This is a genomic window from Blastopirellula sediminis (assembly GCF_020966755.1).
Taxonomy (GTDB): Bacteria; Planctomycetota; Planctomycetia; order Pirellulales; family Pirellulaceae; genus Blastopirellula; species Blastopirellula sediminis.
Map to the genome: position 1 here is coordinate 176,335 of NZ_JAJKFT010000010.1, position 18,044 is coordinate 194,378.

Consider the following 18,044-nt stretch of genomic DNA (forward strand, 5'->3'; position numbering starts at 1 on the left):
CCCATCTCGCCGCAAAGTCCCGGCGGGGGAAGCGAGAAGCTTACCGAGCAGGGCGACCGAGGACAACAGCAACGTTTTTGGGCGTCGCTAGCACAAGCAGCGCGATATTGGCCACGCCACGGCGAATTGCTTCCAGCCGTCAAAATCCTAAAATATGGCGCAGTCGTCGTCCATGGGGAGCCCTTCCAGGGCGTGACGGCGACCACTTTCCCACTCGGGGGCGACTCACGTCTTATTCTTCATGCGTAAACCGCATGACCCCAAAGCATTGCGGACGGCGCTTGCCGGCCTGCCGGATCCCACATAGAAGGTAACTCGATGAACAACGGACAAACTCCTCCCCCCCAGCAGCCGATCATTATCAAACAAGGCGGCGGCTGGTTTTTGCGGATCATCGCCTTTCTCGGCTGGATGGGCCTGATGTTCGCCGGCCTGATCATCATCGTGCAGCTTGCCGCAACCGCGCAGTATTTCAACGAAGAGGACGGAGTCACCGAGAAGTTCTACTCCGGCGATAAGCTCGCCTCCGACAAGATCGCCCTGATCCGCGTCGAAGGGCTGATCATGGAAGGGGAAGGATACATCCGCAATCAGATCGAACTGGCTAAGAAGGACAAGAACGTCAAAGCGATCGTGCTCCGCGTCGACTCTCCCGGCGGATCGGTCAGCGCCTCCGACTACATCTATCACCACCTCAACGAGCTGCGTAAAGATCGTGAGATTCCGCTGGTCGTCAGCATGGGCTCTTCCGCGACTAGCGGCGGCTACTACGTTGCGATGGCGGTTGGCGACGAAAAAGACGTCATCTACGCCGAGCCGACGACGATCACCGGCTCGATCGGCGTGATCATTCCGCATTACGACGTCACCGGCTTGCTGGAAGAGTATCACATCAAGGACGACTCGATCGCCAGCCACGAGCGCAAGCAAATGCTGAGCATGACCCGCACGATGTCGGCGGATCAGCGTGACCTGGTGCAAGGCCTGGTCAACGATATGTTCACCCGCTTCAAAGACGTGGTGAAAACGGGGCGCCCTGCCTATGTTGCCGACCCCGCCAAGCTGGACGAACTAGCGACCGGCGAAATCTACATGGCGGACCAGGCGGTCGAACTCGGCCTGGTCGACAAGATCGGCTTCGTCGAAGAAGCGATCGGTCGCGCCGCCGAACTCGCGAAGCTCGACGTGAAAAAGACCCGCGTCGTCGCCTACAAAAAGCCGGCGTCGCTGTTCAGCATCGGCTCGGCTTCGGCCGCTAGCCCGACCCAGTCGCTGATGAAAGCGGTCATCGACACGACCTCGCCCAAAGCCTACTTCCTCGACTCGAGCCTCCCGGCGCTGACCGCCGGACTTGCGTCGCCTCAGTAACTTCGGGCGATCGCCTGACGAACAGAGAAAGCTCCCTTGCCGCCGGCAGGGGAGCTTTTTTCATTCTTGCCTTGCGACCAGGCCAAGAAATGGGAAAAGCCGCCTCGCAGGTGCGAGACGGCTTTCGGAGGATGACGTGCTTCGTACTTGGCTTACCAGATGAACTGGCCGCCGAGGTAACCGCCGTGCAGGATCACATCGCCGTTGGAGGGTGTGCTGGCGACGATTCCCAGGTCTTCAAAGTTTTGCGGAATTTGCTCGGTGGCGAGAGCGACGCCCGAGACGCCGACCACGCGGTAGCCGATGTTCATCGAGAAGTGTTGCGTCACTCGGTAGTTGGCGCCGAGGTCGATTTCGCCCAGGAAGCTGACGCGCCCCTTGGTGCCCGAGACGTTGAACGACTGTCCGTTATTCGGGCTGAGAGCGTTGTCGATATAGGCGTAACCGAGGTTGCCGTACATGGCCGAGTCCTGCGAAATCGCATTTCCGTAGGCGCCAAACTTGGTCTTGGCGTACAGGTTCAGGCGATTCCAGTTGTAGTTCATAATCATGCCGAGCTGGGCGCCGATCAGGTTGTTGTCGACGTTGATGTTGTAGTGCAACTCGTCGTCCGCTCCGGTGAAAACGCCGTCGCTCGGATCGGTCGAAAACGACATCGCTTCGCGGAACTTGAAGTATCGCAGACCGGCCAAGGCGCCGAATTGGAAGCAACCGCCGCCATAGTTGCCCGAGTAGAGCGTGGGATCCTGGAACACGTTCAGTTCAACGTTGTAGAAGTCGTAGCTACGTTGCAGACGGTGGGCGGCCGCGTCATTGAAGTAATCGTCGACATTGCTGCCGTCGTACGTCAAACCCTGGAAGTTAGCGTCCAGCGGCGTATCGAGCTGACCGACCAGACCGGCATTGGTGACGGTGTGTTCGTTGGTCCCGCGCACCGCCCAGAAGTCGACTCCCCACGCCCAGTTGCAGCAACCGATGCGACGACCAAAGCCAAGCTGATAGCCGGCGTTCCAGCCCATCGCGGCCGCTTCCGTACCCATCACGCGGGCCGCGTAGTCGCCGCTGTCGTTGGACAACCAGACTTCATTGCCGCGATCGCGCGTCATCGCCAATGCGCCGGCGTAGGCGAACCAAGTCGGGCAGAAGCAATCTTGAAAGCATTCGTCGTAGCAGCTTCCGGTCGAGCAATCGCCGGAATAGCCGTCGGCGGACGGCGCCAACATGCCGGGCTCGAGCGATTCGGCGTACATCTTGTCCGCCGCCGGGGCAGGAGCGTCTTCCGTCAAGGAGACGGGGTGATTGTTTTGTCGCCACAGTTGGGCCGGGCTCTTTTCAGGAGCGAAATAGCTCGGCCGATCAAGCGAACTGGGCTGATCGAGATTGATGGGCGCTGCAAACAGACCGGACGCCGAAAGCGTCAGCGCCAGCGCGGCAGGGAATCGAGAAACCAACATCTCCGGAACTCCTTCAATTTTTTTGGCCCACACGCTGCCTCCAAATTGCAGCCGTGTATTTCCGTTGGCCGTGTGTCAGGTGGAGTCGGACATCCGTTCCGAACAAGCTGACGAGGGGCAACTCTGTCAGCCACTATGCGACACGTCGCTCCATGCGACCTCCGCTACATGCAAGCATCGACGTCGCTAGCAAGACTTGATTGCGGTTTTTGCCGTTGCCTAAATAAAAAACCGGAGATGCCGCTGATGCATCTGGTACAGACGGCAAGACCTGAACTTGAAGCTCCCGCTCCAATCGTCAAAACAAGACAACTCTCCACCACCGCTCACTTTGGGGGCGAAATTTGCGCGCTAATCGCAAGATAGGCCGCAAAAATTGAAAAGCAAAATTCCGGAGGAAAATTTTTCCACCGGTCGTACGAAAGTGCATCCGAAGCGGCACTATTACTTACGACGCATGATATTCTCCCTTCGTCCCCCCAAAGATCGAAACATGGCGATGCGACTCACCTTACGCGTGCTGCTGGCCTACATGCACGGAATTCTCAGCGAAGCGGACGCCGCCGAGATGGACAAAAAGGTCGCAGAAAGCGAGTTCGCCCAGAAACTGATCAACCACATCCGCACGCGGGTAATGCGCAAAGAGCTCTCCGCCCTGGCGGTGGAGGGGGACGGTATTGGCCGCGACGCCAATACCGTGGCCGAGTACCTAGACCACAAACTCGATCCGCAACAGGTCGCGCAGCTGGAACTGCTCTGCTTCGAGTCGGATCGCCATCTGGCCGAAGTCGCCTCGGCCCATCAAATCTTGACGATGGTTTTGGGGACGCCGGCGCACGTTTCGTCTTCGCTCCGCAAACGGGCGTATGGGCTGCTCGGGAACTCAGCGCTACTGCAAACCGATTCCTCGACCGATCTCAACCAGATCCTGACCCCCGACGACCAGCGCTGGAACACCACGGACGAAGCACCTCCCGAAACCGATGACGATGAGCAACATCACATGGCGACCGCCGAGTTGCCGATCGCGATGGTGCTGCCGGAGGAGGAGAGCGAGGAAGAAGAGGTCGACGAAGACGAACTGGCGACCGCCGAGAGCGGATCCGGTTTTCCCAAATGGCTGAGCTTCGCCGCGGTCGTCGTCTTGGCGCTCGCTTCCGGCTGGTTGATCGCCGCCAGCGGCTGGATCGCGCCGCCGCAGTGGCTTACCGGCGGGCCGCAGAAAGTCGCCGATGCGACCGACGGGGAAGAGCCTGCGACCGCAGAGTCGCCGGACGAGAAGAATCCCCCGGTCAAACCGGGCGGCAACGACGTTTCTCGCAATGTGATCAACTCGCTGGATGATATCCCGGCCAAGCCTGAAACCGGGACCGACACAACGCCGCCAACCACGACCGACCCCGGCATGGCGAATTCACCAACTCCCAATACGCCGGCGACGACCGGCCCAGGAACAACCCGGCCGCCGGAAGCCGATATGCCATTTGACAACGTCCCTGGCGTAAAGCCCGGCGGGGCGGAAAATCTCGAAGCGATCGATCCGGCGCTGTTAGAACCTGGTCGACGCGGCGTCTTCCTGACTCACGACATTCAAGCGAACAGATACGCCGCTCCGCCGCACGAAGCGGTACTCAAGCCGTTTCAGCGTTTGATCGTCGGCCCCGGCAGTTATTTCGCGACCGGCGATGATAACACGGCCGCGATGGTCGTCGTTGGCCCGGCCGATCTGCTGCTGACTGACGACAGCCGCGTGATGATTAACCACGGGCAGATCTCGCTTCCCGCGTCGGATAAGCCGATCACGCTCGAGATGGTCGGCGGACTGACCGTTACGATCTCAAACATCACTGGGGAAGGGGAAGTGAATGTCGAGATCAATCGGTTCATGACCGCCGATCAACCGCCGAAATCGCAGGGCTGGATCAAGATCTTCTGCGGCGGACAGTGCGACGTCTCCGTCGCAGACGTCACGCTGACGCTGCTTCAGGCGGACGAACTGATCATGTACTCCGATAAACCTCCCGTATTGAACCATCGCAAACTGGCGCCATCGTGGAGCGTCCTCTATCCCGCGCCGGCCGCCGATTTTGTCCGCTTCAAACTGGACGAGGGAGCAAGGCAGGGAATCGATCCGCTCACCACGCTGCAGCGAATCGCCCTGTCGAACGCCTCGCCGGGCGCTCGGAGCGAAGCGATGCGTCTGTCTGCGGCGGCAGGGCAGGTAGGTCCGCTGGTCGAATCGTTCCACGATCCAACCCTCAGCCAGTTCTGGTCGGCTCATTTCCGCGATCTGGCCGAGCTTTGGTCCCGGGCCGAGCCGAACGAAAAGCCGCAGATCATCGCTGCGCTGCACGCGTTGAGCCCGCAGTTCGGCGACGCGCTGGTCAATCAGCTCGACGCCTACTGGCTCGAAACGTTGACGCAGCCGGAGGCGGTGGAGCTGATCGTGAACCTGGGGCACAACGACGCAGCGATGCGATTATTCGCCTTTGAACGGCTGCAACGGATGACCGGATACACCTTGTTGTACCGGCCCGAAATGAATGAGGCCGAACGAGAAGGCCCGATCTCTCGCTGGTGGGGACGCCTGAGCGCGGGTCAGCTGGCTGGGCGTACGGTCGAGCGGATGCCGAAATAATGGGGCAAATTCCGCTACGGCAGTCCGCAATGCGATAAGCGTGCATCTAGAAGCCGAACCCTCCCCTAGTACCGGTTTGGGGCGTATCGGGGCGGCACAACCGTCTCCGATCTTACCGTGCTTCTCTGTTTCCCACGCATAGCCCGGTTGAATGGGCTTTGTCACGACGCATAATTGTCGATAGAATATCCCGTTTCCATCTAACTGAAGCCTCTCCCATAGAGAGCCCGGTTCCATGGAACCGGTCTCGCTGGAACACGTTTCGAAGGAGTTTTCGTCGTGCAAGTCAATATTTCTACGCGACATGGCCATTTGAGCACGGACTCGCAAGAGACGATTTCCGAAAAAGTACAGAAGCTGACCCGCTTGTTTGAGCGCATCACTTCAGTTGACGTCACCGTCGACCTGGAGCACAACGACAAGCCGGGCGTGGAACTCCGTGTTACGGCCGAACGAACCGACGATTTCGTCGCCGCCGATAGCTGCTCGAGCCTGCTCGGAGCGCTAGACAACACGATCCACAAGATGGAACAGCAACTCCGCAAACACAAAGAGCGGCTGAAAGACCATCGCGGCCCCGGTCTGAAAGATCAGGCCGCCGCTAGCAGCCCCGATTCCGAAGCCTAAATACACGCACCGTCGGAGCCCGATTGCCGGCAAAAGTGCAGTCGGAACGCCGATCCGAGGAAAGGAAACGAAACGTGAAGTTTGCTGACTTCATTTGCGTCAATGGGATCAAACCCGAGCTGGCCGCCCAAGACAAGGAAGGGGTCATCCGCGAACTCGCGGAGAGCCTCGTCGCCGCTGGAGCGATCCAAGCCGAGAACGTCGACGGCATCATCAAAGCGATCATGAAGCGTGAGGAGCTCGGCAGCACGGGCATCGGCCGCGGAATCGCCGTCCCTCACACCAAGCACCCGAGCGTCGAAACGCTGGTCGGCACCGTCGGCGTAAGCAGCACTGGGGTCGAATTCAGCAGCCTGGATGGAGAGAAAGTCCATCTCTTTTTCTTGCTGGTCTCGCCTCCCGATCGCCCCGGCGACCACCTGCGAGCGCTCGAAAACATCTCGCGTCAACTGCGAGACGACATGTTCTGCAAGTTCCTGAAGCAGTCGAAGACCGTCCCGGACATTCAGCAACTGCTGGAAGAAGCGGACAACAATCAATTCGGCTCGTAAGTTCCGCTCTTGCGTCTCCCCGCGGAGACGCCGCGGCATGAATGAGCCGAAGCCGGCGGCACACTTATTGAGATGATCGGTTCGGCCGCCGCCGGTTCGAACGATAATTTTCTGTTGGCGAAATGACCCATCAGCAAGCGACTCGACGAATCGTAATCAAAAATCAGCAGGGGCTGCATGCGCGTCCTGCCGACGCTTTCGTCAAACTAGCGAATCAGTTTCAATCGAATATCGAGATTGAACGCGATACGCTACGCGTCAGCGGCAAAAGCATTCTCGACCTGCTGACCCTTGTCGCCGAACAAGGGGTGCAGTTGACGATTATCGCCATCGGTCCTGACGCCGAAACTGCGGTCGACGCCTTGGCGGCGCTGGTCGATTCGTTCGTCGAAGAAGACGATCAGCCTGACATTCAACCCGACTGAACCCGCTCGGTCCTATGCGTATCCTTCAAGGCATCGCCGTTTCGCCAGGAGTCGCCATCGGCGAGGCCGTCGTTATTGACGACAAAGGGTATCGTATTCCTCGCCGATTCATCGCTCGCGGCGCCGTCGAAGCCGAGATGAAGCGGCTAGAAAGCGCTTTCGCCGCCGTCGGCAAGCAGATCGAGCAAAGCCGCGACGAAATCGCCGGCGAACTCGGTCAGCAATACGGCGCCATCTTCTCCGCTCACCTGCAGATGCTGCAGGACTCGAAGCTCCGGACCGAGATTGATCATCTCGTCAAACAGCGGCACTATTCGGCTGAATACGCGATCACGCGAGCCCTCGGCAAATACAGCAAGTTCTTCGAGAACCTGCCGAACGCCTATCTGCGCGAACGTGCGAACGACGTTCACGATATCGAACGCCGCCTGATGGGCGAGTTGATGGGGAATCGCCGCGAAGCGCTCGAAGAGATCAAATCGCCGGTCGTGGTCCTCGCCAACAATCTGACCCCCAGCGAAACGGCCAACCTCAACCGCGAAATGGTCCTCGGCTTCGTCACCGAAGTGGGCGGCCCCGGCGGTCACACGGCGATCGTCGCCGAAGCGCTCGAAATTCCGGCGGTAGTCGGCGTCGGCGACTTTCTGAACGAGATCTCCGGCGGCGACCTGGTGATCATCGACGGCGACCAAGGGCGGGTCATTTTCCAGCCCGACGACGAAACGATCGCTCGCTACGAGCAAGAAGTCGAAGAGCACCGCAGCTTGGCGGCGCGGCTCGACTTGCTTCGCGATTTGCCGGCCGAACTGCTCAGCGGCGAGCGGATTCACCTTTACGCAAACATTGAATTCCCCCACGAGGTCGACTCGTGCCAGCAGCGCGGGGCCGAGGGAATCGGGCTCTACCGGACCGAATTCCTCTACCTGGGCCAGGACCAGGAACCGACCGAAGAGGACCACTACCAGGTTTACGCCAAGGTGGTCCAGGACCTGGGGGGCGCGCCGATCGTGATTCGCACTCTCGATCTTGGCGCCGACAAAATTGCCCGCAGCGTCGGCGAAAGCCGGGTCGCGGAGTCGAATCCCTTCTTGGGACTTCGCAGCATTCGACTGTCGCTTCGCAATATCTCCTTATTCCGTACGCAGTTACGGGCGATCTTGCGAGCGAGCACCTTGGGGGAAATCCAGGTGATGTTCCCCCTGGTCAGCACCCTGCACGAATTGCGGCAGGCAAAGATGTTGCTGACCGATATCATGGAAGACCTCGACGAAGAGGGTATTCCCTACGACCGCAACCTGAAAATCGGCATGATGGTCGAAGTCCCATCTTCGGTGATCATGCTCGACCATTTCGCCAAGGAGGTCGATTTTATCAGCATTGGCACGAACGACTTGGTCCAGTACACGCTGGCGGTCGATCGTAGCAACAAGGAAGTAGCGGCGCTGTACAACAACTGCGATCCGGCCGTGCTCCGTTTGATCGAAATGACGGTTCGTCTGGCGAAGGAAGCCGACATCAAGACGACCCTTTGCGGCCAAATGGGGGGAAATCCAATCTATGCCATGTTGCTGATTGGGCTCGGTTTGCGTAGCTTAAGTATCACGCCGAGCGCCATTCCCGAGATCAAAAAGGTGTGCCGGAGCGTTTCTCTCGCCCAATGCGAGGAAGTCGCCCGCCGCGTTCGAGAAATGGAAAACGCCCGCGAAATCAAACGCTACCTGCGTGAGGAAGTCCGCAGGGCGGTACCCGAATTATTGATGTAATGCGGACGAAAACGTCCGCGAAAACCGAACACACTACACTTAGTTTCACGACCATTCGACGCAGATAGAGAGTTACGACGTAGCGGGAAATAACGCACCGCCAGGCAGACCGACGCGACCTTATTCGCGAAACTGGGCCAGTTCCTTAAAACGCCGCCCATCGATCATGACGCCAAACAGCCGACTCTGAGATCCATGCGACCCGATCGGGCGATTTCTGTAGATGGAACGCCGCCGACGTCGCTCCCACGGCCTTTTGACGCCGCTTTGCAGTAGCTGACCGACAGAAATCCCCGCATGGAAAACGTCGCAGTGCGACAGTCCCAGCCGCCCCCTTCATGCTGGCGCCTGACTGCCGCGTGACGTTTCGTTTCCGCTTTTCGTCGCTGCTCCAACCGCGCCGCTCCTTACAGCGGCTGCAGGCCGATTCTTATCGGCTCTCCATCTCTGCGCAGAAGGTCGGTCGTGGGACGCAACACACGAAAGACCAGAATGAAGAAGGAAATGCTGATCAACGTATCGCAGCCGGAAGAATGCCGGATTGCGATCGTCGAGGACGGAATCCTCGAAGAGTTCTATCTCGAGCGAACCAGCCAAGACAATTACGTCGGCAACATCTACAAAGGGGTCGTCGTCAACCTCGAGCCGAGCATTCAAGCCGCCTTCGTCGACTTCGGCGTCGGCAAGAACGGCTTCCTTCACATCAGCGACGTCGAACCGCAATACTTCCGCCAAGGAGGCTATGACCCGGCCGAGCAAATCGACGACGACTTCGGCGGCAGCTACGGCGGCGCCTCGGCGGCCGATTTCAGCGACGACGATGACGAACCGGCCGACGAAGAGATCAGCGACTCGGCCGACGACAAAGAAGAGGGAGAAGAAGGTGACGCTCCTCCGAAGGCTCCGCAGCCTCGCGGTCGCGGCCAACGTCGCCCGCAACGTCGCCAACGCCCCGGCATGCGTCCCCGCGTCAAACCGCCGATCCAAGAGATCTTCAAGCGCGGCGACGAAGTCCTCGTCCAAGTCATCAAAGAAGGGATCGGCAGCAAAGGGCCGACCCTCTCGACCTACATCAGCATCCCGGGCCGTTACCTGGTGCTGATGCCGGCCTTGGGCCGCGTCGGCGTTTCGCGCAAGATCGAAGACGATCAGGTTCGCCGCCGTCTCCGCTCGACCCTGCTCGAACTGAACCCGCCCAAGGGGCTCGGCTTCATCGTTCGCACCGCCGGACAAGAACGAAACAAGAAAGAACTGTCGCGCGACATGGCTTACCTGTTGCGTCTTTGGAAGGTGATCGTTCGCCGTCTGAAAAACTCGGTCGGGCCGTGCGATATCTACGAAGAAAGCGACATGATCATCCGGACGATTCGCGACATCTTCTCGTCCGACGTCGACTCGATCTACGTTGATAGCGAACCGGCCTACGAACGCGCCAAAGAGTTCCTGCAGCTCGTCATGCCGCGTCACGTCAATCGCTTGAAGAAGTACGAGAGCAAAGACCCTCTCTTCCACAAGTATCGCCTGGACGAGGAAATCGCGCGAATCAACCAACGCGAAGTTCCGCTGCGTCGCGGCGGTTCGATCGTGATCGACCAGACCGAAGCTCTCGTGGCGATCGACGTCAACAGCGGCAACTTCCGCTATGACGGCACCGCCGAAGAAGCGGCCTACCAGCTGAACATGATGGCCGCCAAAGAAATCGCTCGCCAATTGCGTCTCCGCGACCTCGGCGGCGTGGTGGTCAACGACTTCATCGACATGCGTCGCGAGAAGCATCGCCGCAACGTCGAGCGAGCCCTCCGCGACTCGGTCAAGCGTGACCGGGCCCGGACCAAGATCCTGAAGACGAGCCCGTTCGGCCTGATCGAAATGACCCGTCAGCGGATTCGTCCCAGCCTGAAGCGAAGCGTCTTCAAGGACTGCCCCTGCTGCAAGGGACGCGGCGTGGTCAAATCGGCCGAAAGCATGGCGATCGAAGTGGTCCGCATGCTACTGGCCGCCGCCCATCACGATGGGGCCTCGCATGTGACGATTCGGGTAAACGACGAAGTCGCGACCTACCTGAACAACAAGAAACGCCGCGAATTGGCCCGGATCGAGGAAGATACGAACATCGTGGTTCAGATCTACGGCAGCGAGTCGTTCTATCCGGAGCACCTCGAGGTCGAATGCGTCGACGCGGACGGCCGTAAGCTCCACTTTGACGACCGCCCGGCGGGCAATGGATCACGCCACTAAGTCGTGGGGATATAAAGAGTTACCCCGCTTCGCCCAGAATTTGGCGAAGCGGGGAACTTGGGCCCTCGACAAACAGGCGTCATTTTCATATCTTTGAAGGTTTCCCAAAACGAGTTTGGCCGCTCTAGGTAGTCGTCCAAATTCGTCATCACCAAACAAATCACTGATTTGGCAAGTTCTCAGGTTCCGGCCATGTACGCGATTATCAAAGAAGACGGCAAGCAGATCAAAGTTGAAGAAGGCCAGGAACTGCGCATCGACTACCGCGCCGACGCCACTGCTGGCGACCAGCTGACCTTTGGGTCGGTCCTGTGCGTCTCGGGCGACGAAGGGGTGAAGCTCGGCAAGCCGGTCCTCGACGGCGCTTCGGTTACCGCCGAAGTGGTCGGCGTCGTCCAAGGCCCGAAGCTGGTCGTCCAGAAGTTCCGCCGCCGCAAGAACTCGCGCCGCAAGACCGGCCATCGCCAGCTTTACACCAAAGTGAAGATCGGCAAGATCTCGGTCTAAGCCCGCGCCGGGTCGCACTTCTCGCGATCCAAGCAAACAGACACTCGCAAATGCCAAAGTCAAAACCGACTTTGGCGTTTTGCATGCGCACTCAGTTTGCATAGGATCCGCGATGCCGACCGAGGCCCTGCTCGATCACTTGCAAGTCCAACGACGTTTCCTTTGGTCCGCACAACGGACCCTACGGGTGATTCGCTTCTTTGGCGAAGACGATCTCTTTTCTCGCGCGATCGATTCCGACCAGGCCGCCGGTTACCGGATCGACGGCGATGCCTTGCCCCGGAAACGGCGTCGCGACCGTTTCGATATGTTCCAGCAGTTGGCCTTCTTTCGGTAGTCGCAAGCGATAGATCACGCGTTTGTCATGCCCCGTCGCCAACAGCTCGCCATTCCGCCAGACGCCGCCGGAGATGCTCATGGCGCCAAGGTCGCTGATGACGCTTTCCGGAAACTTCCAGACGCCCAACTCGCGCCACTGGTCGTCGAACTTCACCAGCGCCGTCTCGGCGTTCGCTCCTGTGCCATAGATGGCGAAGACGCACCACCATGCGTCCCCTTCGTGCAACACGACGGTCAGACTTCCGTGCGGCGCCGCGCCGAACGAATGAAAGTCGGTCAGTTCCATCGTCTGCGGATCGTAAACTTTGATCTCGCTCTTCTCCGGCTTCTTCGGAAAATTCGAGTGAGCGCAGTAGAGCTTCCCCTGGTGGAAAAAGCCGCTGTTCAAATGATGCGCTTCGCCGCTGCTGCGACCAACTAGCTTGCCCGAGGCCCGATCGTATTTGGCGACTACCAAGTTTTCGATCGCGTAGGCGAACTTCTCGTCGACCGCCGCCGCTTGCAGCGCCTCAGGCGCCGGCAGCGTCGCCGTCTTGATCCAGCCGATACGCGCGTCAACCGCTTCTTCCACCGACAGCGTCACGGTAATCGCGATCATCAACGTCAGCGCGGCGACGAGAATCAGAGAGAAGAACTTGCTGCGATTGGTCATGACGGCTCCGAAGGTTGGTTTCTCCTAGTCTACTTCCCTCTAGGGACATCAACGACAAGATGCAGCGCCATCCGGTCAGAACTCTCGTCCATCTTTGTTTCCTCAAACGCGGGGAACCTAGCGAGAATTGAGAACGGCAATCACGATTGCAGCCCCATGGCGCGGCATCTTGTTGCTGCGCAACCCAACCAGTTCTGGCGAACTGGATGGGCCACCCGTTGTTTGGGTACTTGGTTGACGCAGGCATTTTCCTACTTGAAGATAGCCAAGACCCTAACTGCCATTTGGAGGCTCAACGCGTGTCCAAGATTCTCATCCTCTACCACAGCAATAGCGGCAATACCGCCAAGATGGCGCAAGAAGTCGCTGTCGGCGCCCAACAAGTCGTCGGCGCCGAGGTTCGCCTGGTCTCGATCGACGAGGCGACCAGCAGCGATCTCGATTGGTGCGAAGGGATCGCGCTGGGGAGCCCCACCAACTACGGCACCGTCAGTTGGCAGATGAAAAAGTGGTGGGACGAACAGCCGATCGAGAATTGGGGCAAACGCGACGGGCGAATCGGCTGCGCGTTCAGCTCGGCCGCATCCTGGGGCGGTGGACAGGAACTGACCTGCATGACGCTGAACGCGATTCTGATGAACTACGGATATCTCGTCTTCGGCGTCACCGACCTGACCGGCCCGCAGCACACGCTCCACTACGGCGCAATCCAAGCCGGCGAACCACGCCAGGAGAAAGAAATCGCCGGCTGCCGCCGACTTGGTCGCCGCCTGGCCGAATGGGTCGCCGTCTTCTTCCATGGCCGCAAGGATCTGCACCCGCTGGAGCAGGAGTATGATCGCTTTGGGCATTTGAAGTAGGGCGACCGGAATGAACGATATCAAGTACGACAATCCCTTCCAATCGCCAACGACGCCGTCCGTTAGTGCTGGCGAAGCGGAACCGGAGATCGTCGCCGCGGGGACGTTGAGCGTCGATGATATCTCTACCGCGCTGCACACGATCCATTCGTATTGGCCGTCGCCGCTCGCTTGGTTCGGGTTTGCGATCACCGTCATGATGGGCCTGCTGGGAGCGTTCGATTCGATTCTGATTCCCTGCCTGACGATCGGCGTCCCATTAATTGGATACGCAGCGTTTGTCGTGATTTCGCGGCAGCTCGCTTATCAGAGCCCCGCCTGGCAATCGCTCTTTCAACGTTTTGGCGATGCGCCGCAGCCGCTACGCATCCGAATGGCTCCCTACTACCTCGAAATCAACTCCCCTAGCCTGAGCGCGATTCTGACCTGGAATCGAATCATTGACATTTTCAACGCCCCCCGCGAATTGATCTTGGTCTTTGAGCCCCAATTTCTGCTCCCGATCCCAGCGCATTTTTTTGAGTGCGAAGCGGACTTTATCGCCGCTGGAAGAATGGCTTATGACAAGCACATGGACCACTCGCGGCGCGATTTAGAACTGCTAATTCCCAAGGGGGCGATCCCGTCACTAGCAACCGCCAATCCCCCCGCCGATGCAGTTGTCGGACTTGGACGCCCCACGTGGCCCGAATTCTATGCAACGGCGACGCAGCTCATGTGGCCCAAGCCAGGGACCTGGTTTCAAATTGGCTCCCTCCTGATGGCCAGTCACCTTGGCGCATTGGCTTTCCTTGAACCCAAAACAAACGTGCTTCACTCGGGCGCCGTCTTCTTTCTTGCGATTTTTGGCTTGATCGCACTTTTTGTCGCCGCTCGTAAGTATTACGTCATCGCGAAGCAATTCCGGCAACAGTCGCGCAGCGAACAGACGCAATGGATCGTCACCGCGGATCAATTGCGTATCGCCACGAGTAGCCTGGCTCTCACGTTTCCGTGGACCTACGTCAGTCGCATCGACGCTCGCAAGGATTGTCTCCTCTTCGTTTTTCAGCGTTTCTATACGGTCTCACTCGCCAAGCGATATTTCTCATCCGACGAAGACTGGCGACAGGTCGTCGCGTGGGCCGTCGAAGCGAAACGACAACTTCAGGAGCGGTAAGTGGTTTCCCCCGTTGAAGACAATCCGTTTCAGTCCCCGATGGCGCCGCAGGCCTCGTTCAGCCAGTCGAGCCAAGACATTTCCGCCCAGGGGAGACTGGACGCGAAGGGAGTCGACCTCGCATTTCAGGCCGTCCATTCCATTTGGCCATCGGCGGCGAGCTGGCTCGGAGTGGGCTTGCTGTTCATGTTGGGCCTTCCCCTCCTAGGAAAGTCGCTAGTCCTGGGGCTTTTGTTGATGGCGCTGCCGTCGACGATCTATGTGGCGAGCGTCGCGACGACTCGATACTTCGCCTATCGCCACCCCGCTTGGCAATCAATTTTGCAACGAGTCTCGGACTCGCCCGAAACGCAACGCTTTCAGATCAATCCGGAGTTTCTCAAAATCGAGTCCCCGAGCTACAGCGTTTATGTCTGGTGGAGCCAAGTCGTCTCCGCCGTCGCCGATTCCAACGTGATTGTGCTGAAGCTCGCATCGGGTCGCCTTATTCCACTCCCAATCTACTTCTTCTCCAGCGACGATGAATTTCATACTGTCAAAAAGTTGGCCCGTTCGCCCCGTCGATACTCCAATCGCACGGCGCAGGCCTCCGTTCCTCCGCTAGAGATCGCCGCTCCGCCTCCAGAGGCAATCATTGGACGTGGAACCCCTAAGTGGCGCGAGTTTTACGCCGGCAAGTCGCGACTCGATCTGGCCCCTCCGCACATCTGGCTGCTGATTTCAGCCATACTTCTCGGCGTCGCCGCCGCCGTCCCCTTCATCCAGATGGATCGTGCGATCGACTTGCGTTGGATGGGCGTCTCGATCGTCGCTTCCAGCTTTACAATCTTGATCACTCTGGACTCCATCATTCGTCTGACGCAGCTTTATTCGGAGTACCGAAGGCAAATTCGGTTCGCGAACACAGAGTGGATCGTCACTGCCGATGAAGTGCGCTACGTGTCGCCTGAATGTTCCGAGGCGTTCTCCTGGCAACATCTCAGCCGCAGCTTGATTCGCCGCGACAACATGATCATCCTCTTCCAACGGAACTACGCCCTCTCGCTTGCGAGGCGCTACTTCGCAACGGACGCCGATTGGGAACAAGTCGTCGCTTGGTCAAGCGACCGTAGCGTCGATTCCGGGATCGCTAGATGAATGGACCACACAACGACAATCCGTTTCAGTCGCCGGTAATCGAGCAGGGCTCCGACGCACCGGCCGGAGAAGCCATCGTCGCCGAAGGAACATTCACGCAGCGCGATCTAAAAGCGACCTATCGCGCCCTCGTCTACAACTGGCGGACCGTCGCGGTCCTGCTCGTCATTTCGCTAGTCATGTTCAGCGGGACGCTCGGTCCGATCGCCGGCAATTATTGGACGATTGGCGCGGCGATCTATCCTCTCTTCTGCCTGGCGCCGCTGGTAGTGATGCTGGAGATTCTTTTTTACGCTCAAACCTATTGGCGAACGAAAAACGCAGAACTGAAGAAAGAGCCGGAGCAGCAGCGAATTACGCTCGACGAGCAGGGAGTTCATTTTGAGTCGCTCAAGATGACCTCGTTTCTTCCCTGGTCCCGTTTCACACGGCTCCAGAAGCGGCGGCGGTTATTGGTCCTGGTGCTGAAACCGTTCGGCTTCATCTCGCTGCCGTCCCACTACTTTGAGAGCCAAGATGCGTTTCTGGCGGCGCGGAAGTTGATCTCCGAGCGGATAGGAACGACCAGCGACGTCGAACCGCCGCCAACCGAAGAATACGTCGATGTCGAAATCCCCGGCGCTGTGAGCGCCGCCGGCACGCTGACCAAGAAAGAGTTCTACACGACCTGCTGGCTACTGGTCCGCAGCGGCATCCTGACGACGCTGCTAATGGTCGCTGGGCTGGTCGGCATTGCGTGCTACTTCGTCGCAGCCGACTTAACGTCTGGTCGAGTGCAAAGCGTACCGGGATCGCTTATGTTTCTCTTCGCGGCGGCGATCTTCTCGATCCGCTGGATCCGCTACTATCTCGGCATCCGCCGAACCTATCGCGACGTCACCAGTCGCGCGCGGATGCGTTGGACGATTACCGCCGAGAAGCTATTCGCCACGTCCGAGACCTTCAACTTGAACATCGGCTGGACCGAGATCAACCGCGTGATCTTTCGCGACGAAGCGCTGATCTTGGTCTACCAGAAAACGCAAGCCTTCACGCTACCGCGACGTTTTTTCGCCTCGGAAGAAGATTGGCTCCAAGTGAACGAGTGGGCGCGGCGACCGGCGAAATCGACGCAGGGTGAGAACGCATGACCGCTGGCGAAAACCCGTTTCAGTCACCGGCCGATATCCCCAATCCCCTGGGTGAAGAGGAGCCGCTGGTTGCCGAGGGAATCCTGACCGCTGCCGATCTGCACGCCGCCTATCGCTTGTTGACCTTCAACCCGAACATGCTGGCGATACTGCTGACCGGCTGCGTCATCGGCGCACTGTTGTTGGGGACGATCCACCCCGAACTCTTCCGCATGGAGTGGGTCGCATTTCATACGATTACCATCGCCGCGTTAACACTGGGGACCCTCAGTTCCCTCTACTTCGTGTTCCCGTACTGGCGGCGCATGCGTCGGCAATTGCTGGCCAGCCCGGAGCGTCAGCGACTTACGCTGACCGCCGCCGGGATTCGCCTGGAAAGCGCCGGCACGGTCGTCAACATTCCCTGGTCGCAGATTCAACGCGTTCGCGCGAGCCGACGAGTCCTCTTTCTGCAAACGAGCACCGGCCGGATGATCTTTGCGCCGGCCCACTTTTTTGAAAGCGAAACGGACTACCGCGTCGCGCGACGTAAAATCGCCGATGGGATGCGCTTCGCCGCGTCGGCGCCAGCTTGGACGCCGCTGGAAGTGGATGCAGCGGCGCCGGTTGGCGACGATGCGATCGTAGCCGAAGGGGAAAACTCGTGGAGGGACCTGCTCCTCTGCTATTGGCATCTTCTGTGGCTGCCGATCTTGTTGTTGCTGCCGATCATCAGCCTGCTGGCCGCCGGCGGATTTTGCCTGCTGGTGCTAACCCTCTTTTTGTTAGAGCCTCATCCTGCGCTCCCGGCGCTCATTCTGCTCCATCTGGCGATCCCGGCCCTGCTCCTTTGGCTCGCGGCCGTCTACTACCGTACGATCCGCCGACAATATCAATCGCAGGTCGCCGGCATCCATCGCAAGTGGACGATCACGAAAGAGTCGCTGGAAGAAACGACGCCGCACGAAAAGACGGAGTATCGCTGGAGCGACGTGACGAAGCTGGTTGAGTACGACGACCGCCTGCTGATGATCCAAAACCGCCGTGACGCCCATTGCTTGCCGCGGAGGTTCTTCGCCTCGGACGACGACTGGCGTCAGGTGCTGGCCTGGGCGCGAGAGAAGAGGGGCTGAGCGAGCGGAAGGTGGGTTGCGCAAGCAAGTATCGCTTGTCGCGCGAAACGTCCTTTCTGCGTTTGCTTCACCCACCCTACATCG

Annotated in this window: 15 protein-coding genes; 13 read left to right on the top strand and 2 right to left on the bottom strand. The window is 59.1% G+C overall.

The genetic code is table 11. From position 1 onward, the window contains the following. Positions 1–318: 318 nt before the first annotated feature. The gene (sppA, locus tag LOC68_RS12155; protein ID WP_230218888.1) at positions 319–1,368 is read left to right on the top strand and encodes a signal peptide peptidase SppA; all 1,050 of its coding nucleotides are present in this window, start codon (positions 319–321) and stop codon (positions 1,366–1,368) included. Positions 1,369–1,520: 152 nt separating this feature from the next. Here the strand turns inward: sppA and LOC68_RS12160 are convergent, their stop codons facing one another. Then, complete coding sequence (locus LOC68_RS12160; protein WP_230218893.1) at positions 1,521–2,822, bottom strand: BBP7 family outer membrane beta-barrel protein; 1,302 nt, start codon at positions 2,820–2,822, stop codon at positions 1,521–1,523. Between the two features lie 493 nt (positions 2,823–3,315). Between LOC68_RS12160 and LOC68_RS12165 the strand changes: the two genes are divergently transcribed. The 7 genes from LOC68_RS12165 to rplU all read left to right on the top strand — a co-directional run bounded on the left by LOC68_RS12165 (position 3,316) and on the right by rplU (position 11,571). Next, complete coding sequence (locus LOC68_RS12165) at positions 3,316–5,460, top strand: hypothetical protein (protein ID WP_230218894.1); 2,145 nt, start codon at positions 3,316–3,318, stop codon at positions 5,458–5,460. A gap of 279 nt (positions 5,461–5,739) precedes the next feature. Further along, positions 5,740–6,087 (top strand): ribosome hibernation-promoting factor, HPF/YfiA family, encoded by a 348-nt coding sequence (gene hpf / locus LOC68_RS12170; RefSeq protein WP_230218895.1) that lies wholly within the window; start codon positions 5,740–5,742, stop codon positions 6,085–6,087. A 74-nt stretch (positions 6,088–6,161) separates the two neighbouring features. Then, positions 6,162–6,638 (top strand): PTS sugar transporter subunit IIA, encoded by a 477-nt coding sequence (locus LOC68_RS12175; RefSeq protein ID WP_230218896.1) that lies wholly within the window; start codon positions 6,162–6,164, stop codon positions 6,636–6,638. Positions 6,639–6,760: 122 nt separating this feature from the next. Next, complete coding sequence (locus tag LOC68_RS12180) at positions 6,761–7,063, top strand: HPr family phosphocarrier protein (protein ID WP_230218897.1); 303 nt, start codon at positions 6,761–6,763, stop codon at positions 7,061–7,063. A gap of 14 nt (positions 7,064–7,077) precedes the next feature. After that, complete coding sequence (gene ptsP, locus LOC68_RS12185; protein ID WP_230218898.1) at positions 7,078–8,826, top strand: phosphoenolpyruvate--protein phosphotransferase; 1,749 nt, start codon at positions 7,078–7,080, stop codon at positions 8,824–8,826. A gap of 492 nt (positions 8,827–9,318) precedes the next feature. After that, positions 9,319–11,064, top strand: a complete 1,746-nt coding sequence (locus LOC68_RS12190) for an Rne/Rng family ribonuclease (protein ID WP_230218899.1) — start codon at positions 9,319–9,321, stop codon at positions 11,062–11,064. Between the two features lie 192 nt (positions 11,065–11,256). Continuing rightward, positions 11,257–11,571 (top strand): 50S ribosomal protein L21, encoded by a 315-nt coding sequence (gene rplU / locus LOC68_RS12195; RefSeq protein ID WP_230218901.1) that lies wholly within the window; start codon positions 11,257–11,259, stop codon positions 11,569–11,571. Positions 11,572–11,752: 181 nt separating this feature from the next. On the opposite strand, the gene LOC68_RS12200 is transcribed toward rplU, so the two are convergent. Further along, positions 11,753–12,562: a hypothetical protein gene (locus LOC68_RS12200; protein ID WP_230218902.1), complete on the bottom strand. Its 810-nt coding sequence runs from the start codon at positions 12,560–12,562 to the stop codon at positions 11,753–11,755. 299 nt (positions 12,563–12,861) lie between these two features. Here LOC68_RS12200 and LOC68_RS12205 point away from each other — a divergent pair, with 299 nt between their 5' ends. The 5 genes from LOC68_RS12205 to LOC68_RS12225 are packed head-to-tail and all read left to right on the top strand — an operon-like array spanning position 12,862 to position 17,960. Further along, positions 12,862–13,422 (top strand): flavodoxin family protein, encoded by a 561-nt coding sequence (locus LOC68_RS12205; RefSeq protein WP_230218903.1) that lies wholly within the window; start codon positions 12,862–12,864, stop codon positions 13,420–13,422. Between the two features lie 10 nt (positions 13,423–13,432). Then, a complete protein-coding gene (locus LOC68_RS12210) occupies positions 13,433–14,581 on the top strand; it encodes a hypothetical protein (protein WP_230218904.1) in 1,149 nt (382 codons plus the stop codon). After that, positions 14,582–15,718: a hypothetical protein gene (locus LOC68_RS12215; RefSeq protein WP_230218905.1), complete on the top strand. Its 1,137-nt coding sequence runs from the start codon at positions 14,582–14,584 to the stop codon at positions 15,716–15,718. Then, positions 15,715–16,848, top strand: a complete 1,134-nt coding sequence (locus LOC68_RS12220) for a YcxB family protein (RefSeq protein WP_230218906.1) — start codon at positions 15,715–15,717, stop codon at positions 16,846–16,848. Before LOC68_RS12215 ends, LOC68_RS12220 begins: the two co-directional genes overlap by 4 nt. Further along, the gene (locus LOC68_RS12225) at positions 16,845–17,960 is read left to right on the top strand and encodes a YcxB family protein (RefSeq protein ID WP_230218907.1); all 1,116 of its coding nucleotides are present in this window, start codon (positions 16,845–16,847) and stop codon (positions 17,958–17,960) included. Before LOC68_RS12220 ends, LOC68_RS12225 begins: the two co-directional genes overlap by 4 nt. Positions 17,961–18,044 lie beyond the last annotated feature (84 nt).